A 23,517-nucleotide genomic window follows, 5' to 3' on the forward strand; every position below is an offset into this window, starting at 1 on the left:
CACGCACTACCTAGAGCATGGCAGCTATCCACCCAGCGCCCCCTCGGCCACCGTCACCGCCGGCCGCCGCACACGTCGCGAAAGACTCCCCAACCTCGATCTCAGCGAGGGCGCGTCAGAGACACTCTCGGAGCGAACGCCCTCATCATTCAGTTCCAGGAACAAAGGCAACTCACTATCCCCGACCCGGAGGAGTCGGTCCGGGCGCGCTATCGACGAGTGCTGCGCGCATGCAGGGTCCACCACCTGGTGCCGGATGGGCAAGAGCTACGCTTCACCGGGCGCAGCTCCGGTGACATCGTCATCATGCTCGGTTCCGGATCAGCCGTTGGCACCACGAACTGGGACCGCATCAGAACGACGGCTCGAACGGTCACGACGAACCTCGACGCGCTCCGCACCGCTCTAGAGACGACGAAGATCCTGCACTCGGTCAACGAAGTGCTTCGTCCCCGCGCCATGGAAGTATTGCTGAGTCTCGCTGAGGAACTACGCGCGCACGGACTCAGGCTCGGGGTGAACGTTAAGCTCAAGACACCGAAGCTGTTCATCCAGGTCGACACCCGCCGCCGGAGCCTCGAACTGACAGAGCTCCTGGACGAGGTGCCTCACGTCCCGACGGACGCAGAGCAGCGAGAGCTCCGGCGCTCACCATGGAAGCAGATTCCGAAGTTCGACAGCGTACCGTCCAGTCGCCTGCAACTCGAGATCGAACGAGACGGTTCACACCAGGTCGACCTCGGACGCCAGAGCTACCGGTACGAGCACAATAGCGACAGCTGGTCCGACGAGAAGAAGAAACCGCTTAAGAGCCAAGTCCGCGAGATCGCACGCGCGATCAAGAAGGGCGTGGTCGACGACGCCGATGCGCTGGAGCGCGAGAAGCAACGCCATGCCGAGGCGCATGAAGCATACGAGCGCGAGAAGGCCACCGAGCGACGAGCATGGGAAGCGGTACATGAACGCGCCCGCGCGAAAGCCCTCCTCGTTCAACGAGAGGTGATCTTCGTGCGCGCGTTCGAAAGCTGGCAGGGAGCGCAGGAGCTCCGAGACTTCGCAGGGCAGCTCGAAGCCGAAGCAACCGCGAAAGGGCTGCTGGCAGAGCGACCCAGGCTGCAGGAGTGGGTGGAATGGGCGCGCAGCCGCGCGGACGAATTCGACCCGATCATGAACATCGAGCACCTCGATGACGGCATCTTCGACGCGGAGCCGTCGGCGAATAGCCCGCGACCCCACATGGAGGGCTGGGATCCGTCAGCACCGCACAAGGACTACAGCATCGCTCGCGACTTCCCGGAGAATCAGACGCAGAATGCGCCCGAGCCGCGGGGCGTGGCACCCAGGTATGCGCGACAGGCCAAGTTGATGGCGTCGCTAGGTCAGGTCGCCTGGATTCCTAACTGCGCTGCCGCGCTCAATAGCGTGAAGTCGGTCTGTGATCTACGCGGCTCCACCTAGCAGGTGCCCCTCGGGGTGCCGGTCGTGAAGTAGTGCTAGCGAGCATGGGTGGTGTCTATCGGGGTCGACTGACCTTCCAGACCCGATAACCTTGGCCTCGCCGAATGTCCAGGCAACGGTCCGGATACACGCCTAGGTTGACGCGTTCGAGCGTCGCACCCAAGTCGTTCGAGAATCGCGCGTTCATCGCACGCGCGGCGTTTTTGCTCTCCTGCGTCGCGAACACGATGTCGCGCACGGGCTCCTCTGATGCGGCGGCGGAGAGCAGTGTGCACCCGACTCCCCTCCGCTGCATAGAAGGAACTACCGCCACAACCTGCACGAACAATGGGTTGGATGCCTCCGCCCCCGGAGACGCGACGCAGAAGCCGACATGCACGCCTTCGATCTCAGCGAAGAACACCAGCCGATCTCTGATCGTCTGAGGATTAGCTTCCAGGGAAAGCACGGTGATGGGTTCGCATGCTAGCTGCATGTCCCACATGCGGCGGGCATCCTCCTCCGGCGTGGGCGAAGCCGAGCGGATCGAGACCTGCGATGGGATCAGTGCACGCAAGTCTTCATGCCAGCGAAGAAGTCGCTCGTCGCGAGAAGGAGGGAATGTTGGCTCGAAAGAAGCGAAGTCGTTCTAATCCAATGTTCCTCCTGAAGACAATCGAGGTTCCGAGGGTGCGATCCGATCGCGGTTGTGCTCAGACAAGGACTTCGACCGTCCGCCCAGATCCGAAGAGCTTCTTCGTGACCTTGATGCGGCCGGCGGTTTCGAGGTGCTTGAAAACGGTATCGAGAGAGGGAACTCCGCTGGGGTAATCGAACTTGGCACCGGGTCCGTCGGCGAGCTTGGTGTACGGCGCGCCAAGCATGCTGACGACTTCGACGACGTCGTCAGCGCTGATGTCCTTCGCTGAGAGCACCAACTGTCGCATAACCGCACCAACGGCTTTGGCAACACGTGCGATCCGCCGCACTTCGTCCAACGGCAGTTTGAGTGATTCCGTACGGGCGAACTCGCCGGCGGCGCGGAGTGCCCTTGCGTCGTCGTTCGGTACGTACTGCTGCAGACAAATGACGACGATCCGCTTCAGGCGTTTCGAGCTGTTCGGGCTGGTGAGGAACTCGGCGACGTATCCCTGCAAGATCGTCGGCGACATGAAGCTGGCGACCTTCTGAGACACCTCGAAGGCCTCGGACGTTGCCTCCCAGCCGCCCGGCGCGAAGTGGGAGAACGTAGGGAGGTCGTCCTCGAACAGCCCCGCTGCGAGACCACGAGCGAGGAGCTGGTCCGGACTAGGAGTGACGGAGCCCAGGTCAAACCCGTCAGCGGGGCTCACCTGACATGCCAACGCCACGCGATCCTCTGCGGTCAAGTGCTCCGAAGCGTTCAGGAGCTTGATCACGAGCTCGCCGCGTTCGTCATCCTCGATCTCGTCGAGGTCCAGCAGCTCAATGGGTTCAGCATCGTCTGGCGACAGGAACCCAGCGAGCTGCTCATCGACGCCGTGCTCCTTCGCGTAATCGACGACGTTGACGGCCGACGGCAAGACATGGTGTGACCCGACGAGCATCGGCCAGACCGGCTCAGGGGTCTGCTGGAGCTCCGCGATCTTCACGGCGTCGGAGCTACCTTCGATCACCACCCAGAGCTGGTCATCCGTCCAGGACTCATGCTGCTCGTTGATCACGTCGACGAGCACCGACTCTGACTGGACGATGCACTCGATCGTCTCGTCCCCCTGGACGGCCTTGAGATAGTCGTCGATGCGTGAGCGGCAGTGCTCCCACACGTGCTCGTTCTTCCTGACTTCATCCAGAGTGGGAGCGGTCTCTATCTCGAGCGCCTGCTTCAAGTTGGGGACGCTGATTTCGTACATCTGCCTGGCCACGACGTGCTCGCGAAGCGGCTTACTCAGGCGGCTCAGGTCGGGGACAACTATCTCCGCGGACTCGAGGATCTCGAGCACTCGCGCGATCCTGACCGGGGAATGCTCCGCCGTGATGGCCGTCATCCGCGGGTGGTACTGGTCAAGGAAGTCCATCGCCGCTTCACCGATGTCGTACGAGTCCACGGCCTGCGCGTGCAGCAGCGCCGCATTGAATAGTCGCAGCCTCGTCTCCAGATCTGGGATCGCGTGATGGTCCGCCAAGTACTCGAACACCTCGTGCCACGGGTCTTCGGCAAGCAGCTCGACGAGCTTCTCGTGCTGCGCATCCGGCATGTTGAAGTGGGACTCGAGGAAGGTCTGCACGTCCTTGCTCGCCTCATGAGAAACGATGTACGCGACGGCCTCCTTCGCGAGCACAGGCTGGTGTTGCAGCAGGTGGTCGACGACGTCGATGTTGAGCGCGCTCACCGTGCTCGTGAAGTCTGAAGGTACTTGCTCAAGCAGGTTGCTGACGGCGTTCTCCGTCTTGAACTTGAAGTCGAGGTACATCTCGTTCGGCTGGACGCTGTGGTTGTAGAAGTAAGCGACGTCGACTCCGACGAAGTTGCCGTAAAAGATCGCCGAGTACTCGGCGAAGTTTCGAGTGATGAAGCCCTTCCGGACGAGATCACGGGCGAGCTCCGATTCGAGATCGTCGTGGATCCATTGCGCGAACGGTGTCCGGCCCTCCGGGACTTTCCCGTATGCCGCGAGCTCGACGAAGTCAGCGCCCCGCAGGATCGCGATGTCGTCATCGGATTGCTCACTCATGCGTGTGAGTCTGTCGGCATCGGGGGTGCGCCAGCGGGCCACGCTGTTCAGCTCGGGGAAGAGACGATCGATCTGCTCGCCATCCATTGACGCCGCCCCGGCGTGCGTGTGATTGACCGTTATCGCTCGGCTCGAGGCGACTTGCGCCCAGAAGTCGACACCTTGAATTGCATCGAAGGCGAAGGTCTTTCCACCCGTCACGAACGAGACAGGATAGTTACTGTAGGGGTTTGGGAACGCAGCCTTCATGTCCTGCAGGCGCTGCCCCAGCGCTGAAGCAGTTTCCGTTCTCCTCGCACGGTGTGCCTCGAGCTGCACTGTCGTGCGGCGCTGCTTCTGCAGCCCCTCGATCAAGGCACGGACCTCATCTCGATGATGCTGTTCAAGATCATCGAGGGTGCTCGTCCTTTGAGCAATGTTCTCGAAGTCGGCCATGTGGAAGTTCTTGTACACGACGAGCGCGAACAGGTGATCGGCGGTCATGCCAGGAGCAGGGTTCTCACTCCAGAGGAGACGTTCGACGAACACGGCGAACTCGTTGCAGATGTTGATCATCAGGCGCATGTCGGTCGTGTGCCGCGCAACAAGGTCGAGCAATGGCCGCGAGACGTAGTCCTTGGGGAACCCGAGCGCTGTCAGGGCATCAGAGAGGTGGTCACGCGCGTTCCTGTGCGAGAGGAACGGCACCATCGGGATGACCATCTCGAAGAACTTAGTGCGGTTGGCCCGACGCACAGCTTCCGCAGCGAGATCTGGCTTAGGTACTGTCCCAACCACGGTGGGTGTACGGACCGAGGCTTCGGACGACTGCTCGTCGCGAGTGTCGTCCTTCAACGCCGCGTCCGATCCGAGTTGTTCGAACAGGCTGTCCTTGATGGCGTAGATGAACCTGAGCGGATGTTCCTTGCTCTTCCAGTGAGCAGAGGCATTCACCAGCGTGTTCAGCTCGCGCAGCGAATCAAAGATCTGCGGGTCATCGAAGCGGTCAAGATCCTCGAAGATCACGAACTCGGGCTCGACGGCGTCGAAGAACGCGACGATCTCGTCGAGGAAGCTGTCGAAGTAGGTCGTGGGTCCATCGCTCAGCGCGATCTTGGTGCCAGCCGTGCTTACCTCGGAGACGAACTTGTCTCCAATGAGCCAGCGGACCGCCCACACGACGAGCACCACAAGTGAGAAGAACAGCAAGCCCAGACCAAGCTGAACGAACACATTTGCCTGCGCGCCGGGCCAGTCCGCGGAGGGCCGGACACCGAGTAACCACAGGAGGCTGAGCGCGACCGCTGCGACGCCGAGCGCCTGCCACAGCGCCGTCCACTTCGTGAGCGGCTTCGGACGAGCGAATCTTGAACGACGGACCTGGCCGGGCTTGAGCCGGTATACGAGCTGCTTGACCAGTTCCTTCTGGATCCGGTTGGTGAGATCCTCATCGTCCTCGTCCGGGCCGAGCGTGTTGATGCTGATGCGGACGGTCTCCGCCTCGTGCTTCTTTTCGAACGCGTCGAGCACGCTGGACTTTCCGGCACCGTAGCGGCCGGTCAGAGCGATATTCCGGTTCTTCCTCTCCTCGATGGCCTGCTCGAGATGCCGGACATAGAGACTGTGGTGGTCCCCCTTGTACTCGGGCGCGAGGGTCCTGAGCTTAATCTTCCTCTCCGGAACCTCTTCACGTGAGGTCTCGTTCTCTACGGCGGCATTAGATTCCTGGATGGAGGCAGCACGATCGATAGCCGTGTGCGCATTCTTCACGAGTCGCCCTCTTCCGCCTCAGCATCATCGGTCATCCGGAGCCGACGCGATCGACAGAGGCATTCGCCGCCGTAGAGCGCAATAGAGACTGCTGACATGGGTGCTCCTATGGGTACGCCAGTGGGATCAAGCTACCGGAGAGATCCGACATTCGTTTGAAGTGACCGGGATCGATGACCCGGTTCCACGCATGAGCGTGCCCAGCAATATTGACGGGAAGTCCTACTCCGAACAGAACGCCCGGGGGTCCGCTGGAGAGCAGGTGGTGGCCGCCGGGCACAACTAAGGCAGCGACAACGTAGTCCTGCCCGACCACTTCGGTGCGCCACTCTACGAGTAGTGGAGAGAGAGCCGGATCGAAGTCGGTGTGTTGGATCCTGGGTCCTGCGAATCTTGGTTCTCTCGGGGCGGCGCTCGTTGAGGGGATGCCGTCGACTAAGCCCGAATGAGTGGACTTCGACCTAATACGTTCGCAGTCACTCGCGGCAAACAGAGTAGGTGCCACTGCGGCCCGAGCTATGACCGTGCCGGCGTCGGCCGAGCGGATCTGCGTTACCCACGTTCAAGCGTCGGCGTTTTCCCAGACAAGCGCTACTGGGATGAGTCTGGCCACGCGTCCGAGGAACTCTTTGCGACAAACGATCTACACGGCAGCCCTCTAGACGGCAAGAGTTTGCTCTGTCGGAACTAGGGGCAAGAGAAAATCCAGTTCATCAGCCTAAAACGAACCCGCTCGCACCATTCCGAACATGCGGTACCCAGATGCGAGGCGTCGCCACGAGCCAGTTAGAACCAGTCTGCGGTGCGCGAGTCACGAGTCAAGAAATGTCACGATCAGTCAGAGTCGGGTGACTGTAGACCGAGAAGGCGCGAGCCGTGGTCCACGCAGAGTCCACGAAGCTACTCAGTAAAACAAAAAACCCCCGGGACCGGGGGTTTTTTCGTGCGCGATACTGGGATCGAACCAGTGACCTCTTCCGTGTCAGGGAAGCGCGCTACCGCTGCGCCAATCGCGCCTATGAAGGCTATTCAGTTCTCAGTGAGGTGGCGACGGGATTCGAACCCGTGTAAACGGCTTTGCAGGCCGGTGCCTAGCCGCTCGGCCACGCCACCGTGTGGATTGACCCCACGTGCGGAAGGCCTTCCGAAGAAGACCCTCTGCACTCGAGCGGATGACGAGACTCGAACTCGCGACCCCAACCTTGGCAAGGTTGTGCGCTACCAACTGCGCTACATCCGCATTTCGTTCCCGGTTGTCCCGGGCACTTATGAAACATTAGCCGATGATCCGCGACTGTCCAAACCGGAAGCGAATCTCGCGCGTGTCTCGCCGGATGGTCATCACGGCCCGCGCGCGTCCGGTAGTATCGTTTCTCGACCCCCTGGGTCATGGGCGATTGGCGCAGTTGGTAGCGCGCTTCCTTCACACGGAAGAGGTCATCGGTTCGAGTCCGGTATCGCCCACACATCGCAGCCCCGCACGTCGCCTCGACGGAGCGGGGCTTCTTCGTTCCGCCCCATCCCCTCGGCGAGACGAGCGCGCGTGCTAACTTAGGGTGTCCTAATCTGCCCACGGCAAGGCAAGCGGAGGCTTCATGTCGCTCACCGAAACCGACTCCGAGGAGAGCGTCGTCTGGCGCATCGGAACGAACGAGTTCGACGTGGTCGACGGGGCCGCTTGGGACACTCACGCCCACCCCGATCGTCACGAACTGCTCTGGGGGGCGCGAGGCGTTCTCACCGCCGAGACCGAGCACGGACACTTCGCCATCCCCGCCACGCAGGGTCTCTGGATTCCCGCCGAGACGTCCCATCGCGTGATCGCCGCGGCCGGCACCTCGTTCCGCTGCACCTTCATCGACGGCGACATCGCCTCCCCCTCGCCGCGCACGACCGCGGTCGCCCTGCCCGACGTGATGCGCGCCGTGCTCGACCGACTCGAGGCTCCGCCGTACCTCGCTGCGGGACCGCGCCTGCATGCGGAGGAACTCGTGGTCAGCCTGCTCGAACCCGTCGAAGCATCCGTCGTCGACCTTCCCCTCCCCCTCGACCTGCGTACCCGAGCGATCGCCGAGGCGCTGCTCTCCGACCCCGCCGACGATCGCTCGATCGAGGAGTGGGGACATCACGTGGGCGCCAGCGCGCGGAACCTCTCACGCCTGTTCGTCGCCGAGACCGGCCTGAGCTTCTCCACCTGGCGCACCCGAGCACGCATGCGCCGCGCCATCGAATGGCTCTCCGCCGACTACACGGTCGCGCACGTGAGCCGGCGCTCCGGCTACGCGACGCCGAGTGCGTTCGTGCAAGCCTTCCGCCGGGAAGTCGGGCGCACGCCCGGCGAGTACGCCGCGCGACGCGACGAGGATTCCGCGAAGTCGGCGTGACCTCGACACGGTGTGGCATCTCCGCGACATCGGACGGATCCATACTGGGTAAGCCGAGCCTTACCTAAGCCCCGGCTCCCCGATCCTCTTCCGGAAGACCCTCCCATGCGCTCTACGCCCGTGTCCCTCGTCGCGCTCGCAGCGACCTGCCTCCTCCTGACCTCGTGCGCCGCCTCCTCCGCCGGCGGCTCCTCCACCGCGGACGACACGGTGGAGCTCACGACTCCGACCGGCGTCGACATCACGATCCCGGCCGAGCCGACGGCGGCGCTCGGCTTCTACACGACGGACCTCGACATCCTCATCACGCTCGGTTTCGACCTCGCCGGCACACAGCCGATCCGCGACGACTTCATGGCCTTCCCGGACTTCTTCCCTCAGGAGGAATTGGAGGGGCTGGAGACCTTCGGGAACTTCCCGGAATTCAACCTGGAGGCCGTGCTCGAGGCCGAACCTGACTTCATCCTCAGCGGCCTCGGCTACGAGGAGGACCTCGACGGGCAGCTCCAGAAGATCGCACCGACCTACACGTACAACGCATTCGACGGCGGCGACTGGCGAGACGTCGTCGCGAAGGCCGCGACCGATCTCGGACGCGAGGAGCAGTGGCAGGAGTGGGTCGACCAGTACGAGGCCCGCATCGCCGACATCCGCTCCCGCCTCGACGCCGCCGACATCCACCCCGTCGTCGCAGACGTCGGCTACTGGGACGGTCAGGTCACGACGTCCTGCTACGGCGTGCCCTGCCTCGTCTTCGCCGACCTCGGTCTGGAGATGGCGCCCCTGATGAACGCGACGGAGGACGGCCTGCCCGCGAGCGACGAGTACGCGGAACTGAGCCCCGAGCAGCTCGGACAGCTCGAGGGCATCGACGTCGTGTTCACCGGAGCCGAAGAGGATGGCACCGTCTGGGTCGAGGAGGACGAGGCCCTGCAGCAGAACGCGATCTGGCAGAACCTCTCGTTCGTGCAGGACGGCGAGTACTACCCCTACAACTACGAGATGATCTACGGCTCCCCCAGCGGCATGGACGCGTTCCTCACCGTCGTCGAGAAAGCGCTCCTCGGATGACCGTCAACCTCGTGCACCGCATCGTGGTGCAGCGCGTCGAACGGCTGAGCCCGGGCATGATGCGGGTCGTCTTCGGCGGCGAAGGTCTCGATGGATTCGTGACCACCGGGGTGGGCGATGAGTACTTCCGCGTCTTCTTCCCGACCGAGGGGCAGATCGAGCCGAACCTGCCGTTCCCGACCGACGATGGCTACTGGGACTTCCCGGAGGGTGTGGATCCGGCCCCGATGCGCACGTACACGGTGCGGGACTGGGATGCCGCGGCGCGTGAGCTCACCATCGACTTCGTCGTGCACGACGGGGGGATCGCGGCGGCGTGGGCCCTGCGCGCCCAGCCGGGCGACGTGCTCGGGGTCAACACGCCGAAGGCGCTCTATGCGGCGCCCGCCGACATCGAGTGGCAGCTGCTGATCGCCGACGCCACCGGCCTGCCGGCGGCCGCTCGCCTCGCCGAGAACGCGCCGAGCGGCGTCCGCACCCGTGTGGTCGTCGAGGTCGCGACGGCCGAGGACGAGCTGTCCCTGACCACCCCGGACGGTGTGGAGTTGCACTGGGTGCACGGCGGCAACGGGCACGGTCCCACGCGCATCGAGGAGATCCTGCGCGCATCCGAGCTTCCGACGGGGCGCGGGTACGTCTGGGTCGCCGGTGAGACGAAAGCCACGCGCGGCGTGCGCAAGCACCTCCGTCACGACCTGAAGCTCCCGGCGACCGACTACAAGGTCCTCGGCTACTGGACCGAGAACGCCGAAGCCTGGCGGGAGCGCTACGAATCCCTCGACGAGGGCACCCACGCGCGGCTCACGGCCATGTGGAATGACGACGGCCGCTCCGAGGAGGAGATCGAGGACGCCTACGACGCCGAGCTGGAGAAGCTCGGGCTGTGAGGTGCGCGGTATGACCTCGACGCTCGTCGAGGAGAGAGCGCCGCAGGTTTCGGGGGCACGCCGCGGCCTGGTGGTGCTCCTCCTCGCCGGCGCGCTCGCGCTCGTCTGCGTGGCGAGCGTGCTGTTCGGCTCGCAGCGGATCTCTCCGGTCGACGTCTGGCACGGCCTCACAGTCGGCACGGGTGACGACGGCGCCATCGTGCAGGGCATGCGCGTCCCGCGCACGATCGTCGGCCTCGCGGTCGGCGCAGCGCTGGGCATTGCCGGAGCACTGATCCAGGGCTTCACCCGCAACCCGTTGGCCGATCCCGGCATCCTGGGGGTGAATGCGGGAGCGAGCCTGGGCGTCGTGATCGGCGTCGCCTTCTTCGGCGTGAGCGCCGCGAGTGGATACATCTGGTTCTCGTTCGCCGGCGCGATCGCGGCGACGGTCCTCGTGTACCTGATCGGTTCGGCAGGCCGCACCGCCCCGGATCCGTTGCGGATGACGTTGTCCGGTGTCGCGCTCGGCGCCGTGATGGGCGGCGTCGTGGCGGCGATCGGTCTCCTCAACCCGAGCGTCTTCGACCGGATGCGCAGCTGGAACGCGGGCTCGCTCACCTCGCTCACCCCGGACGTCTACACGGTGCTGCCCTTCGTGTTCATCGGCCTCGTCCTCGCCGTCTGCCTCGCGCCGTCGCTCAACGCTCTCGCGCTGGGCGACGATCTCGCGACCGCCCTCGGATCCCGCGTCGCCCTCACGCGTGTGCTCTCGATCGTCGCGGTGACCCTGCTCTGCGGTGCGGCCACCGCCGCTGCCGGTCCGATCGCCTTCGTCGGCCTGATGGTGCCGCACGCCGTGCGCTGGTTCGTCGGGCCCCATCAGGGCTGGATCCTCCTCGGCACCGTCTTCGCCGCACCGCTGCTGTTTCTCACCGCAGACGTGGCGGGTCGACTCGTGCTCCGCACGGGCGAACTGCCCGTCTCGGTCGTGACGGCCGTCATCGGCGCCCCCGTCCTCATCGCCCTCGTGCGTCGTCGGAAGGTGAGCGGGCTGTGAGCGCCGACCTCCTGACCACACCGGTGGATGCCGGCCGCCATGTCTTCACGCCGCGGACGTCTTTCTTCTCCCGACGCATCGGTGTGCGGGCGACGATCGTCGCCCTCGCCGCCACGGCGCTCGCGATCGCGGTGGGTGTGTTCGCGCTCACCCTGGGCGACGCGGTCTTCACCCCGGGCGAGGTCGTCGCGACGCTGCTCGGCGTCGGGGAACCCCGGGCCGAGCTCGTGATCATCGAGTGGCGGCTCCCGCGAGTGCTGGGCGCACTCGTCTTCGGCGCTGCGCTCGGCATCGGCGGCGCGATCTTCCAATCGCTCACGCGCAACCCTCTGGGCAGCCCCGACGTGATCGGCTTCGACGCCGGGGCCTACACCGGCGCGTTGATCGTGATCACGACGTTCGGCGTCAGCGTCGCATCGACCGCCGCCGCCGCGCTCATCGGCGGCACCGCGACGGCACTGGTCGTGTACCTGCTGGCGTTCCGCCGCGGGTTCACCGGATTCCGGCTCATCATCGTCGGCATCGGAATCGCGTCGATGCTCGCCTCGGTGAACACCTGGATCGTCCTCAACGCGAACCTGAACGTCGCCCTGCTCGCCAGCGCCTGGGGCGCCGGCTCGCTCAACCTCATCACGGCAGAGCAGGTCGGCATCGCCGCGTGCGTGATCATCCCGATCGCGATCGCGGTCGCGATGCTCGCCGATCGTCTCCACATGCTCGAGCTCGGCGACGACGCGGCGACCGCCCTCGGGGTGCGCACCGGAGGGGTGCGTCTGACGCTCGTGATCCTCGGCGTGGGACTCACCGCGGTCGTCACGGCGATGGCGGGACCGATCGCCTTCATCTCGCTCGCCGCACCCCAGATCGCCCGCCGCCTCACCGGTTCGGCGAGCGTCACGCTCACGGCATCCGCCGCTCTCGGCGCACTGCTGCTGGTCGCGAGCGATGTGCTCGCGCAGCGGCTGTTCGCCCCGACCCAGATCCCGGTCGGCCTCGTCACCGTCTGCCTCGGCGGCGTCTACCTGGTCTGGCTGCTCATCCAGGAAGCGAGAAGACGATGACCGAGAAGACGATGACGACGACCGAGACCCTCACCCGCGCCCGCCTGCAGGGCGCCGACCTCACGATCGGCTACGACGGCCGCGTGGTGTCTGCGCATCTCGACGTCGAGATCCCCGCGGGCTCGTTCACGGTCATCGTCGGCCCGAACGCCTGCGGCAAGTCGACGCTGCTGCGTGCGCTCGCGCGTCTGCTGCGCCCCACGACCGGGCAGGTGCTGCTCGACGGTCGAGCGATCTCGGACCTGCCGACGAAGGAGATCGCGCGGCGACTCGGGCTGCTCCCCCAGACGTCGCTCGCCCCGGACGGCATCCGCGTCTCGGACCTCGTCGCCCGCGGTCGACACCCCCACCAGACGATCCTCCGCCAGTGGTCGCACACCGACCAGGCCGCCGTGGCCGCCGCCCTCGCGGCGACGGGCACGACCGAGCTCGCGGGGCGTCTGGTCGACGAGCTCTCCGGCGGACAGCGCCAGCGCGTCTGGGTGGCGATGCTGCTCGCGCAGGAGTCGCCGACGATGCTCTTGGACGAGCCGACGACGTTCCTCGACATCGCGCACCAGTACGACCTGTTGCGCCTGTTCCACGGCCTCCACGCCGAGGGGCGCACGGTCGTCGCCGTGCTCCACGATCTCAACCAGGCCGCGCGCTTCGCGGATCACATGATCATGATGCGCGATGGCGAGATCGTGGCCTCCGGGGATCCATCGGCGATCGTCACGGCCGAGCGGGTCGAGGAGGTCTTCGGACTGCCCTGCTCCGTGATCCCCGACCCGCACGCCGGGACGCCCCTGGTCGTGCCGCTGTGAGCCGTCGGCTCAGCCCATGAAGGGGCGCAGGTCCGGGTAGCCGGTCGTCGCCCACGCACCGTCGACGACGATGTTCTCGCCGTTGACGTACGACGCGTCGGCCGACGCGAGGAACAGCGCGACGCCCGCGATCTCGTCGGGATCGGCGGCGCGCTTCGCGGGTATGCGATCCAGGTAGGTGTCCATGACTCCCGGGACGGCCAGCAGTCCGCCCGTGAGCGGCGTGGCGACCAGGCCGGGCGAGATCGCGTTCACCCGGATGCCCTGCTCGGCGAGCTCGAGCGCGGCGTTCTTCGTGAGCATCACGACACCGGCCTTCGCAGTCGAGTACCCGGCACCGGAATGCATCGGCACCTGGGAGTTCAACGATGCGATGTTCACGATCGAACCCGCGCGGCCCTGGGCGAGGAACTGCTTCGCGCCGAGCTTCGTGCCCAGGAACGCGCCGTAGAGGTTCAGCTTGATGTTGAAGTCCCAGGTCGCGAGATCCATGTCGATGACGCGGCCCGGCTTCGAGCCGCCGGCGACGTTGTACACCGCATCGATCCGGCCGAATCGTTCGACGGCGGCGGCGAAGAGCGCCTCCATCGACTGCTCGTCGGTGACATCGGTGCGCAGGCCCGCCACGTTCTCGCCGAACGTCTCGGTGGCGGCGGCCACGGCATCCGCGTTGATGTCGGCGACGAACACCTTCGCACCCCGATCGACCAGGCGGCGCGTGATCGCCGCTCCGATCCCCGACACTCCGCCGGTGACGACCGCGACGCTGTTCTCGAACCCTGACATGACTTCCTCTCTGCGGCACCGTCGTGGTGCCGTCCTTCCCGCCACGTTACGCCTTATCTGACACATGTCGGATAAACTGGGCGACATGGATGCACGGGCGCGACGTTCACGGGAGCACCTCCGCGACGCCGTCCTCGATCTAGCCGGACGGATGCCGATCGCCGACGTGACCGCCTCCGCGATCTGCACCGCGGCGGGTGTGACCCGCGACACCTTCTACCGCCATGCCGAGAGCCCCGTCGACCTCCTCGCCGACGCCCTCTCGTCCGAGATCGCCGAAGCGATGGAGATCCTCCCGCGCACCGACGCGATCGGTGACGGCGAGCGGGCACTGCTCGAGCACGTCCTCCGCCGCGCGGACGTCTACCGCGGCGCGATGCACCCCCTGCTCGCCGCTCCCGTGCGCAGCAACCTCGAGCGGTCCATCCGGACGGGCCTCGAACTCTGGGTGCACCTTCACCCCGACATCGTTCCCCCGGACTTCCGCGACGATCCCTCGGCGATGGCTATCGCGTTCGCCTACGCCGCCGCCGGCACCGTGGGTTCCATCGAGGAGTGGCTGCGCAGCGGCGACGACGACATCGACCGCGCCGTGAGGCTCATCCTCGCGGCGTCCCCGGAGTGGTGGCTGCGCTGACGGCCGCCGGAAAAGGAGAGAAGGATGAAAGCCGCAGTTTTCCACGCGCAGGAGGACCTCCGCATCGAGGAGGTCGCAGATCCCTCCCCCGGACCCGGACAGGTCAAGCTGCGCAACGCCTTCGCCGGCATCTGCGGCTCCGACCTGCACGTCTACTACACGCCGGAGGCAGCGGGCCTCGACTTCGAACATCCGCATCCTCTGACCGGGTCGACCCTCCCCCAGATCCTCGGACACGAGTTCTCGGGCACGGTCGTCGAGCTCGGCGAGGGCGTCGACGGAATCTCGGTCGGCGACCGGGTGGCCGTCTGGCCGATCTACTACTGCGGTGACTGCGCTGCATGCCGCCGCGGTATGTACATCGCGTGCCAGAAGATCGGATTCCACGGCCTGAGCTCGGACGGCGGCGGCATGGCCGAGTTCACGACCGTCGACGCGTCGAAGCTGCACGTGCTTCCCGAGAACGTCGACCTGCGTCTCGGTGCCCTGGTCGAGCCGATGGCGGTCGCGTGGCACGCCGTCTCGCGCAGCGGCGTGGAGTCGGGGGGAACCGCCCTCATCGCCGGTGCCGGCCCCATCGGCATCGGCGTGTGGTTCGCCCTCAAAGCACGTGGCATCGAGAAGGTGCTCGTGTCCGAGCCCAGCGCGGATCGACGCGCGATCATCGCGGCCCTCGGCGCCACGGTCGTCGACCCGGTGACGGAGGATCTCGGCGCGGCCGTCACCGCTCTGACCGACGGCGACGGCGTGGACGTGGCGTTCGATGCCGCCGGCGCCGGCCCCGCCATCACCTCCTCGCTCGCGAGCCTCGTGCCGGGTGGCCGTGTCGTCGTCGTCGCGATCCACGAGCGCACGATGGACTTCCTGCCGACCCAGCTGGTGATGGCCGAGACCGAGATCGCCGGCGCGCTGGCGTATCTCCCCGAGGACTTCGACGCTGTCATCGCCGCGATGGCCGCAGGCGTGTACGACACGACCGGATGGGTGAAGGACGTGCCGCTGGATGGCGTCGTGGATGCGATCCACGCACTCCGTGGCGGCGCCGGGGCGAAGATCCTCGTCCAGTCGAACTGACGCGCACCTCAGGGCGATGGCCGGGACCCGACGCGATCGGTCCCGGCGATCGCCCTGAGCTCTTCCATCGGTGGGGTCCGACTGACTAACGTCGGGATCACCCCCTGCGATGCCCTCCGGCGAAGGAGCCCTCATGCACACCTCTGACGCGATCGTGATCGGTGCGGGAATCGCCGGCCTCTCTGCCGCGCGACTTCTTCGGGCGGAGGGCTTGAGCGTCGTCGTCCTCGAGGCGCGGGACCGCATCGGCGGCCGTGTGACGACCGATCGCTCCGCCGGCCGGGTCACGGATCTCGGCGCCTCCTGGATCCACGGCATCGACGGCAGCCCGGTCGCGGCCGCGGCGACCGCCTTCGGCATGCGCACGCAGGAGTTCACGGTCGGGGGCTACCAGCCCGACAGCCGTCCGATCGCTCACTACGGCCCCGACGGCATCCGTCTGTCCGACTCGGATGCCCGTGCCTACGTCGCCGACATCCATGCGGTGGATGCGGCGCTCCGCGACGCCATCGCCGCGTCGGCGGCCGATGCGTCGTATCGCGATGTGACGGAGGTCGCCCTCGCGATGCAGGGATGGAACGCCGACCGCATGCAGCGGGTGCGCGAGTACCTCGAGCATCGCGCCGAGGAGCAGTACGGCGCGTGGATCGAGGACCTCGCCGCTCACGGGCTCGACGACGACACGATCGACGGCGACGAGGTCGTCTTCCCCGACGGGTACGACAGCCTCGCGACGCATCTGGCGGAGGGGCTCGACGTACGGCTCGACCACCCCGTCTCCCGTGTCGAGTGGTCGGCGGAGGGCGTCGTCGCCACCACACCGCACGAGGTCTTCCGCGCGACGGCGGCGGTACTCACGGTGCCGGTCGGGGTGCTGCAGTCCCCCGCACTGGTGATCGACCCTGCGCTGCCCGAGCCGAATGCCGGGGCGCTGTCGCGCCTGCGCATGAATGCGTTCGAGAAGATCTTCCTCCGCTTCCCCGCGCGGTTCTGGGACGACGGCGTCTATGCGATCCGCCAACAGGGGCCGGAGGGCCGATGGTGGCACTCCTGGTACGACCTCACCGCCCTCGACGACGAGCCGACGCTGCTCACCTTCGCCGCGGGGCCGGCGGCGCAGCAGACGCGGGACTGGGACGACGATCAGGTCGTGGAGTCGGTGCTCGCGCAGCTGCGCCGGCTGTTCGGCGCCGACGTGCCGGCCCCCGTTGCGGTGAATCGCACGCACTGGCAGGACGATCCGTTCGCCCACGGTGCCTACGCGTACATGACGCTCGGCTCGACGACCGCCGATCACGACGACCTGGCGACCCCGATCGGCGGCGTGCTGCACATCGCCGGAGAGGCGACCTGGACCGATGACCCGGCGACCGTGCCTGCCGCACTCCTGTCGGGGCACCGCGCGGCGGCCCGGGTCCTCGGGCGCGAGGTCGCGGTCGAGCGGCTGTGGTCCCGGCCGTGAACTCCGGACCACAGCCACCGACCGCACCTCACTCGTAGCGCAGGGACTCGACGGGGTCGGCTCGCGCTGCTCGGGCGGCGGGCAGGGTCCCGGCGAGGAAGGCGATCACCATCACGAGGGCGATGATCGACAGGACCGAGACCGGATCGAAGGCGATGAGGGTCAATCCCGGCAGGTCCGCGAGGAGGCCATCGGCCAGGACCGCGCTGATCCCCGCGCCGGCGAGCATCGCGATCCCGACGCCGATCGCGCTCCCGAGGAATCCGAGGAAGGCGGCCTCGAGGCTGAACAGACCGAACACGCGTCCCGAGCCCATGCCCATCGCCTTCATCAGACCGATCTCGCGCGTGCGCTCCTGAACCGACATGTACAACGTGTTCACGATGCCGAACGCGGCGGCCAGCAGGGCGATGATCGCGAAGGCGTTGAGCACGAGCACGATTCCGTCGATGACGGTGGTGATGGTGCCGAGCTGGTCGGCCACGGTCGTCCCGGTGAACCCGGCATCGGCCAGACGGTCCTTCAGCGCCTGGATCTCGTCGTCCGTCGCGTCGGGTGCGAACCACACCGTCGCCGACGCGAAGCGGTCGATCTGATCCGCGGGCAGGCCGGTCGCCTGGGCCTCGACGAGCGCGTCGCTCATCGATCGGTTCACGAGGATGCTCGAGCCCGTTGGGCTTGCGAGCGCCTCCTCGGTGATGCCGACGACGGTCGCGTCGATCGTGTGCGAGGTGCGCGCCGCATCGGTGATCCCCAGCGTGACCGTGGAGCCGAGCGCATCGTCGTCGTCCGCGAACCCGAGGGCCTCGACGTAGGCGGCGGGCAGCGCGACCTCCGTCTCCGACGCGTCGTCGTCGGGATCCGTTCCGGCGGCGAGCACGGTCGTCTGCCCCGGCATGAGGCTCCCGACCGAGGCGACGAACGGCGTGCCGTCGCCGGCCCGGATGAAATCGGGGGTGATCGTGCGCGTGGGATCCACGCGCACGACGCCATCGATCCCCTCGATCTCGGCGACGTCATCGGGATCGAGCGCGATCACCGTCTGCCCGGGGATACCGCTCGAGACCGCGTCGGGGTCGTACTCGCGCGGTTCCCCGCCGGTCGCGCCCGGCACCGTCGTCGCATCGTCCGCCGCCCGCGTGACGCTCATCGCGTCGGCGGCGCCGACCCCCGAGACCGTGTCGTCGATGTACCGATTGATCCCGGTGCCGAGGCCGCCAGTCAGAGCGAGCGTGAAGGCTCCGACGAAGATCGCCAAGATGGTGAGGATCGTGCGGGTCTTCGCTCGGAACGTGTTCGAGATCGCCGATCCGACGAGGTCCGCGGCCCTCATGCGGCGACCTGCTCTTCGCTCTCGTCGACGATGCGCCCATCGCGGATGACGATCCGGCGATCGCAGCGCGCCGCGAGATCCTCGTCGTGGGTGACGACGATCAGCGTGATGCCGTGCTCGCGGTTGAGTCCGAACAGGATGTCCTCGACCACGGCGCCCGTCGCGCTGTCGAGGTTGCCGGTCGGCTCGTCGGCGAAGATGATGCGCGGATTGTTCACCAGTGCCCGCGCGATCACCACGCGCTGCTTCTGCCCTCCGGAGAGGTCCACCGCCCGGTTGCGCGCCTTGTCGGCGAGGTCGAGCTGCTCGAGTGCGGCCATGCCGCGCCGGCGGCGCTCGCCCGCCCGGACGCCCGCGATCTTGAGGGGCAGCACGACGTTCTCGAGCACGCTGTTGCCACCGGTGAGGAAGAACTGCTGGAAGACGAAACCGAACGTCTTGTTGCGCGTGCGGTTGAGCTGAGCGCCTCGCAGGCGAGCCGTCTGCACACCCTCCAGAGCGATCGTTCCAGTATCCGGGGCATCGAGCAGGGCGAGCAGGTGCATGAGGGTGGATTTTCCCGATCCGCTCTTGCCGACGATCGCGATCGATTCCCCTTCGCCGACGTCGAAGCTCACCCCCTTGAGCGCATCGAAGCGGGTCGGGCCACGCCCGTAGGACTTGTGGACATCCCTGATCTGAAGAAGGGGTGCGGGCATCGGAGAACTCCGTTCGGATCGACGGATATCAGCGTCCCTCTCGCGCCGGGGTCCGCACATCCCTCGATCGCGTTCCGCATGTACCGCGTCCGCGGTACTCCCGATGACCCGGGCGACCGACGCGACGGCGGCCGTTCCACGGCAGACTGAGGGGATGGCAGAGCACACCGACGTTCCCGAGGCGCCCGCGGATCCGCGCCCCCGGATGCCGGTATGGCTCCCCGACGTGCTCGTCGCTGTCGTCGTGCTCGTCTTCGCCCTGGCACCGACTCCGATCCCCGACTTCCGACCGACGAGCGTGCTCTCCCTCGTCCTCGTGCTCCTCCCCCTCGCGATCGTCCCGTGGCGACGGCGGTGGCCGCTCCTGACGCTCGCCGCGCTCCTGGTCAACTTCGGCGCCGCAGCCGCCACCGGCATCCTGTCGCCCGGTATCGGCATCGCGATCGGCCTCGCGATGTACCAGGTCACCCTGCGCACCATCCGTCGACGCGCGCTGCTGATCGCGGCGTGCGCCGTCGTCGCCGTGATGCTGTTGTCCCTGCTCTCGGCGATCGGCTCCGTGTACGACCCGCGGGCGTTCCAGTTCGGGCTGATCGTGGCGCTCTCGACCGCCCTCGGCGACGCGGCGCGCTCGCGGCGCGACTACATCTCCGCCATCACCGAGCGGGCGGAACGCGCGGTGCGCAGCCGAGAATCCGAAGCCCAGCGGCGCGTGAGCGAGGAACGGCTGCGGATCGCCCGGGATCTGCACGACGCGGTCGCGCATCAGATCGCGGTCATCAGTCTGCAGGCGGGAGTCGCGACCTCGGTGATCGACGATCGCCCGGAGAAGGCCAAGCAGGCATTGGCGACGATCCGCGGCGCCGCGCGCAGCGTGCTCGGCGAGATCGGAGACCTCATGTCGATGCTGCGCACGGCCGACGTTGGCGACGGGAGCACCGGCCCCCAGGCCGGCGCCGACCGCATCGACGAGCTCGTCGCTCAGTTCGCGTCGTCCGGGTTGGAGGTGACCGTGCGCACCGAGGGCGACCTCGACCGCGTCACCGGCGCGACCGGGCTCGTCGCCTACCGCGTTGTCCAGGAGGCACTCACGAACGCGCACAAGCACGGCACCGAGCATCGCGCCCACCTCCTGCTCCGCGCCGACGACGACGGCCTCGCGATCACGGTCACCAACCCGATGACCGCGTCGCCCTCCCCAGGCGGCAGCGAGTCCCCCGGTCTCGGTCTCCTCGGCCTTCGCGAGCGCGTGACCTCCGTGCGAGGCACGGTCGACGCAGGACCCGACGGCGGCAGCTGGAAGATCCGCGCCTGGATGCCGCGGTCGAAGGAGCAGTCATGATCCGCATTCTCATCGTCGACGACCAGGCACTGATCCGACAGGCGGTCGCCGACATCCTCGGCGCGCAGGACGACATCGAGGTCATCGGGCTTGCCGCGAACGGGCGGGAGGCGATCGACTTCGCTTCGGCGCATCGGCCGGACATCGTGATCATGGACATCCGGATGCCCGTGCTCGACGGCATCGAGGCGACCGCGCAGATCTGCCGGGCGCCGGGTCTCGAGGGCGTCCGCGTGCTCATCCTGACCACCTTCGAGGAGGACGAGTACCTCGTCCAGGCGCTTCGTGCGGGCGCCAGCGGCTTCATCGGCAAGGGCGCCGAGCCCGACGAGATCCCGCGCGCCGTGCGCTCCGTGCACGCCGGCGACGCCCTGCTCTCCCCACTGGCGACCCGCGCACTCATCGACCGCTTCGTCGCGATGCCGGTCCGAGGAGCGCCGGCACCGGGAGTCGCCGAGCTCGATTCGCTCACCGAACGCGAGCGAGAAGTGCTGCTGATGGTCGCTCGGGGTCGCTCCAACCAGGAGATCGCGGAAGAGCTGTTCATCTCGCCGCACACCGCCAAGACCCACGTGAACCGCATCATGACCAAGGTCGGAGCGCACGACCGTGCTCAACTCGTGATCCTCGCCTATGAGAGCGGTCTGCTCGTTCAGGGCGGCTGAGGGCCGTTCCTCCACCGCGCACGAGAGCGCCCCTCCCGCTCAGAACAGGAGGGGCGCCGTCGTCCGCGCGTCAGGCTCGGGCGGCCCGCGGCGTGGTCTGGGGCTGCGGCTGCGAGAACAGCACGACGATGATGACCGTCACGCCCACGACGACGTGCGGCAGCCAGACGTTGAGCGCTTCTCCGGAGAAGCCGAAGATCCACGGCGAGAGGGCGAGGAACAGGCTCGCGACGATGTCGAAGACGAGGTGCACGGGCATGGGGATGAACCCGAAGGGTCCCCATTCGTACTTCGTGAACAGGCTGTAGACGATGAGGCCGACGCCGAGCACGATCGGGATGATGACCGCTGCGCCACCGACGGCGGCGAATCCGAACAGCCATGGTGCCGCGATGAGTGCGATGCCGACGACGTAGTCGAGGACTCCGTGGACCTTCGTGGGGATGAAACGCATGATGCCTCCTTGTGCGGGAACCGCGGGAGCGGCTCATGCAAGGAGTTCGACACCCCGGCGCAAACGGATTGGAGGAATCTCCTACCGGTCGGCGCGCCAGCCGTAGCGCCGCTGGAGGGCGGCGGCGACCCGGTCGAAGCGCGCACGCGCGAGCACGGCGGCCTCGCGGCGCATGCCCGCATCGTGGACGCTGTAGAGCTGCTCGACGTCGACCCAGGACTCCCGCCCCTGGGAGTCCCACTCCCCCGATCCGATCGACAGGTAGTCGCGATCGCCGTCGTGGGAGCGGCTGGTCATCCGCACGGCGAACACCCGATCCGAGGACTCTCGGCCGATCACGAGCACCGGGCGGTCCTTGCCCCGCCCGTCGCCCTCCTCATAGGGCACCCAGGTCCAGATGATCTCCCCGGCATCGGGAGCGCCGTCGCGATCGGGGGCGTAGGAGATGACGACGTCGTCGAGGTGCGCGGGATCGAGGCGCACGGTCTCGATCCCGCGGGTGCGCCCGGCATCCGTTCTCGACGCCTTCAGCACGGCCGAACGTCCCGGCTCCTTGCGGGGCCGGGACGTTCGGGGTTTCAGTGCGTCGAGCAGCGCTTGCGCGATCGTGACGAGGATGCTCCTGGATGAACTCACACGTTCACACTACGTCGCTCGCGCTCGGGCGATCAGGCGTTGGTGAGCGCGTAGCCCTCCTCGCCGTGGACGACGGAGTCGACACCGGCGATCTCGTCCTCGCTGGTGACGCGGAAGCCGATCGTCTTCTCGATCGCGAAGCCGATGATGAAGGCGACGACGAAGGAGTAGATCAGCACGCCACCTGCGGCGATGGCCTGGACGGCCAGCAGGCGCCAGTCACCACCGGTGAACATGCCCTGTCCGGTGGCGAAGAAGCCGAGGTAGAGGGTACCGATGAGGCCACCGACGAGGTGGATGCCGACGACGTCGAGCGAGTCGTCGAAGCCGAGACGGAACTTCAGCTCGACCGCCAGGGCGCAGACGACACCGGCGACGAGGCCGAGGACCAGTGCCCAGCCGGGCGTCAGGTTGGCGCAGGCGGGGGTGATGGCGACGAGACCGGCGACGGCACCCGAGGCGGCGCCGACCGAGGTGGGCTTGCCGTCCTTGATCTTCTCGATGACGATCCAACCGAGGATGGCCGCCGCCGTGGCGCCGAGGGTGTTGATGCCGATGAGTCCGACACCGCCCATGTCCTCCGACAGCCACTCCGCACCGGCGTTGAAGCCGAACCAGCCGAACCACAGCAGAGCGGCACCGAGCAGCGTCAGCGGCACGTTGTGCGGCTTGAGGATGCCCTTCTGGAAGCCGATGCGCTTGCCGAGGACGAGAGCGAGGGCGAGGGCCGCGGCACCCGCGTTGATGTGCACCGCGGTACCACCGGCGTAGTCGATGACGGCGATGCCGCTGTCCTCGCCGAAGAGGGTGGTGCCGAGGTTCATGATCCAGCCGCCGCCCCAGACCCACGCGGCGATCGGGAAGTACCCGACCGTGGCGAAGATGCCGGCGAAGATCAGCCAGGAGCCGAACTTGGCGCGGTCGGCGATGGCGCCGGAGATCAGGGCGACCGTGATGATCGCGAAGGTCGCGCCGTACGCGACACCGAGAAGGGCGACGTTCGCGTCGGGGCCCTCGGACAGCGCCGAGAGACCGAAGTCGGCGAACGGGTTGCCCGCGAACTGCGTGGGGCTGTCGACCGCGCTCATCGAGTAGCCGAACAGGATCCAGAGCACGGCCACCAGTCCGATGGAGCCGAAGCTCATCATCATCATGCTGACCACGCTCTTCGCCTTGACCAGGCCGCCGTAGAAGAAGGCGACACCGGGGGTCATGAGAAGAACGAGGGCGGTCGCGGTGATCGCCCAGGAGATGTTGCCGGGAGCATCCATGGAATACCTCA

20 protein-coding genes and 4 tRNA genes are annotated in these 23,517 nt (G+C 66.9%); 13 read left to right on the forward strand and 11 right to left on the reverse strand.

Annotation, left to right across the window (positions count from 1 at the left end; all coding sequences use genetic code 11):
• Nucleotides 1-249: 249 nt before the first annotated feature.
• Nucleotides 250-1,458 carry a hypothetical protein gene (locus tag KV396_RS15020; protein ID WP_247956225.1) on the forward strand — a complete coding sequence of 403 codons (1,209 nt, stop codon included), beginning with the start codon at nucleotides 250-252 and terminating at the stop codon, nucleotides 1,456-1,458.
• 55 nt (nucleotides 1,459-1,513) lie between these two features.
• Here the strand turns inward: KV396_RS15020 and KV396_RS15025 are convergent, their stop codons facing one another.
• From KV396_RS15025 to KV396_RS15045, 5 genes are all read right to left on the reverse strand, one after another.
• Nucleotides 1,514-2,014 carry a GNAT family N-acetyltransferase gene (locus KV396_RS15025; RefSeq protein ID WP_247956226.1) on the reverse strand — a complete coding sequence of 167 codons (501 nt, stop codon included), beginning with the start codon at nucleotides 2,012-2,014 and terminating at the stop codon, nucleotides 1,514-1,516.
• Between the two features lie 136 nt (nucleotides 2,015-2,150).
• Nucleotides 2,151-5,900, reverse strand: a complete 3,750-nt coding sequence (locus KV396_RS15030) for an ATP-binding cassette domain-containing protein (RefSeq protein WP_247956227.1) — start codon at nucleotides 5,898-5,900, stop codon at nucleotides 2,151-2,153.
• Nucleotides 5,901-6,844: 944 nt separating this feature from the next.
• Nucleotides 6,845-6,916: transfer RNA gene (locus KV396_RS15035), tRNA-Val, on the reverse strand.
• A gap of 26 nt (nucleotides 6,917-6,942) precedes the next feature.
• Nucleotides 6,943-7,013 (reverse strand) — tRNA-Cys (locus tag KV396_RS15040).
• A gap of 54 nt (nucleotides 7,014-7,067) precedes the next feature.
• A tRNA-Gly gene (locus KV396_RS15045) sits at nucleotides 7,068-7,140 on the reverse strand.
• 151 nt (nucleotides 7,141-7,291) lie between these two features.
• Here KV396_RS15045 and KV396_RS15050 point away from each other — a divergent pair.
• The 7 genes from KV396_RS15050 to KV396_RS15080 all read left to right on the forward strand — a co-directional run bounded on the left by KV396_RS15050 (nucleotide 7,292) and on the right by KV396_RS15080 (nucleotide 13,148).
• Nucleotides 7,292-7,364: transfer RNA gene (locus tag KV396_RS15050), tRNA-Val, on the forward strand.
• Nucleotides 7,365-7,495: 131 nt separating this feature from the next.
• Nucleotides 7,496-8,284 (forward strand): helix-turn-helix domain-containing protein, encoded by a 789-nt coding sequence (locus KV396_RS15055; RefSeq protein WP_247632160.1) that lies wholly within the window; start codon nucleotides 7,496-7,498, stop codon nucleotides 8,282-8,284.
• Between the two features lie 105 nt (nucleotides 8,285-8,389).
• On the forward strand, nucleotides 8,390-9,355 hold the full coding sequence (locus KV396_RS15060; RefSeq protein ID WP_247956228.1) for an ABC transporter substrate-binding protein: 966 nt from the start codon (nucleotides 8,390-8,392) through the stop codon (nucleotides 9,353-9,355).
• Complete coding sequence (locus KV396_RS15065; RefSeq protein WP_247956229.1) at nucleotides 9,352-10,242, forward strand: siderophore-interacting protein; 891 nt, start codon at nucleotides 9,352-9,354, stop codon at nucleotides 10,240-10,242. Before KV396_RS15060 ends, KV396_RS15065 begins: the two co-directional genes overlap by 4 nt.
• A 10-nt stretch (nucleotides 10,243-10,252) precedes the next feature.
• A complete protein-coding gene (locus KV396_RS15070; protein WP_247956230.1) occupies nucleotides 10,253-11,281 on the forward strand; it encodes an iron chelate uptake ABC transporter family permease subunit in 1,029 nt (342 codons plus the stop codon).
• Nucleotides 11,278-12,342 carry a FecCD family ABC transporter permease gene (locus KV396_RS15075; RefSeq protein WP_247956231.1) on the forward strand — a complete coding sequence of 355 codons (1,065 nt, stop codon included), beginning with the start codon at nucleotides 11,278-11,280 and terminating at the stop codon, nucleotides 12,340-12,342. Before KV396_RS15070 ends, KV396_RS15075 begins: the two co-directional genes overlap by 4 nt.
• Nucleotides 12,339-13,148, forward strand: a complete 810-nt coding sequence (locus KV396_RS15080; RefSeq protein WP_372491935.1) for an ABC transporter ATP-binding protein — start codon at nucleotides 12,339-12,341, stop codon at nucleotides 13,146-13,148. Before KV396_RS15075 ends, KV396_RS15080 begins: the two co-directional genes overlap by 4 nt.
• Nucleotides 13,149-13,157: 9 nt before the next feature.
• On the opposite strand, the gene KV396_RS15085 is transcribed toward KV396_RS15080, so the two are convergent.
• Complete coding sequence (locus tag KV396_RS15085) at nucleotides 13,158-13,934, reverse strand: SDR family NAD(P)-dependent oxidoreductase (protein ID WP_247632155.1); 777 nt, start codon at nucleotides 13,932-13,934, stop codon at nucleotides 13,158-13,160.
• A gap of 85 nt (nucleotides 13,935-14,019) precedes the next feature.
• On the opposite strand from KV396_RS15085, the gene KV396_RS15090 reads away from it, so the two are divergent.
• From KV396_RS15090 to KV396_RS15100, 3 genes are all read left to right on the forward strand, one after another.
• Nucleotides 14,020-14,571, forward strand: a complete 552-nt coding sequence (locus KV396_RS15090) for a TetR/AcrR family transcriptional regulator (RefSeq protein ID WP_247956232.1) — start codon at nucleotides 14,020-14,022, stop codon at nucleotides 14,569-14,571.
• Nucleotides 14,572-14,595: 24 nt separating this feature from the next.
• Nucleotides 14,596-15,645, forward strand: a complete 1,050-nt coding sequence (locus tag KV396_RS15095; RefSeq protein WP_247956233.1) for a 2,3-butanediol dehydrogenase — start codon at nucleotides 14,596-14,598, stop codon at nucleotides 15,643-15,645.
• A gap of 133 nt (nucleotides 15,646-15,778) precedes the next feature.
• Nucleotides 15,779-17,107 (forward strand): flavin monoamine oxidase family protein, encoded by a 1,329-nt coding sequence (locus KV396_RS15100; RefSeq protein ID WP_247632152.1) that lies wholly within the window; start codon nucleotides 15,779-15,781, stop codon nucleotides 17,105-17,107.
• Nucleotides 17,108-17,135: 28 nt separating this feature from the next.
• On the opposite strand, the gene KV396_RS15105 is transcribed toward KV396_RS15100, so the two are convergent.
• Both KV396_RS15105 and KV396_RS15110 read right to left on the reverse strand, forming a co-directional pair.
• The gene (locus tag KV396_RS15105; RefSeq protein WP_247956234.1) at nucleotides 17,136-18,440 is read right to left on the reverse strand and encodes an ABC transporter permease; all 1,305 of its coding nucleotides are present in this window, start codon (nucleotides 18,438-18,440) and stop codon (nucleotides 17,136-17,138) included.
• Nucleotides 18,437-19,138, reverse strand: a complete 702-nt coding sequence (locus KV396_RS15110; protein WP_247622391.1) for an ABC transporter ATP-binding protein — start codon at nucleotides 19,136-19,138, stop codon at nucleotides 18,437-18,439. The genes KV396_RS15105 and KV396_RS15110 overlap by 4 nt, the downstream gene beginning before the upstream one ends.
• Nucleotides 19,139-19,292: 154 nt before the next feature.
• On the opposite strand from KV396_RS15110, the gene KV396_RS15115 reads away from it, so the two are divergent.
• Together KV396_RS15115 and KV396_RS15120 are read left to right on the forward strand one after the other, a co-directional pair.
• Nucleotides 19,293-20,480, forward strand: coding sequence for a sensor histidine kinase (locus KV396_RS15115; RefSeq protein ID WP_247956235.1), 1,188 nt, complete (start codon nucleotides 19,293-19,295; stop codon nucleotides 20,478-20,480).
• On the forward strand, nucleotides 20,477-21,145 hold the full coding sequence (locus tag KV396_RS15120) for a response regulator transcription factor (protein ID WP_247956236.1): 669 nt from the start codon (nucleotides 20,477-20,479) through the stop codon (nucleotides 21,143-21,145). The genes KV396_RS15115 and KV396_RS15120 overlap by 4 nt, the downstream gene beginning before the upstream one ends.
• Nucleotides 21,146-21,215: 70 nt before the next feature.
• On the opposite strand, the gene KV396_RS15125 is transcribed toward KV396_RS15120, so the two are convergent.
• From KV396_RS15125 to KV396_RS15135, 3 genes are all read right to left on the reverse strand, one after another.
• A complete protein-coding gene (locus tag KV396_RS15125) occupies nucleotides 21,216-21,599 on the reverse strand; it encodes an SPW repeat domain-containing protein (RefSeq protein ID WP_247622388.1) in 384 nt (127 codons plus the stop codon).
• A gap of 81 nt (nucleotides 21,600-21,680) precedes the next feature.
• On the reverse strand, nucleotides 21,681-22,235 hold the full coding sequence (locus KV396_RS15130; RefSeq protein WP_247956237.1) for a type II toxin-antitoxin system PemK/MazF family toxin: 555 nt from the start codon (nucleotides 22,233-22,235) through the stop codon (nucleotides 21,681-21,683).
• A 32-nt stretch (nucleotides 22,236-22,267) separates the two neighbouring features.
• Nucleotides 22,268-23,506, reverse strand: a complete 1,239-nt coding sequence (locus tag KV396_RS15135; protein ID WP_247622386.1) for an ammonium transporter — start codon at nucleotides 23,504-23,506, stop codon at nucleotides 22,268-22,270.
• Nucleotides 23,507-23,517: the final 11 nt, after the last annotated feature.

The organism is Microbacterium galbinum, assembly GCF_023101185.1.
GTDB classification, from domain to species: Bacteria; Actinomycetota; Actinomycetes; order Actinomycetales; family Microbacteriaceae; genus Microbacterium; species Microbacterium galbinum.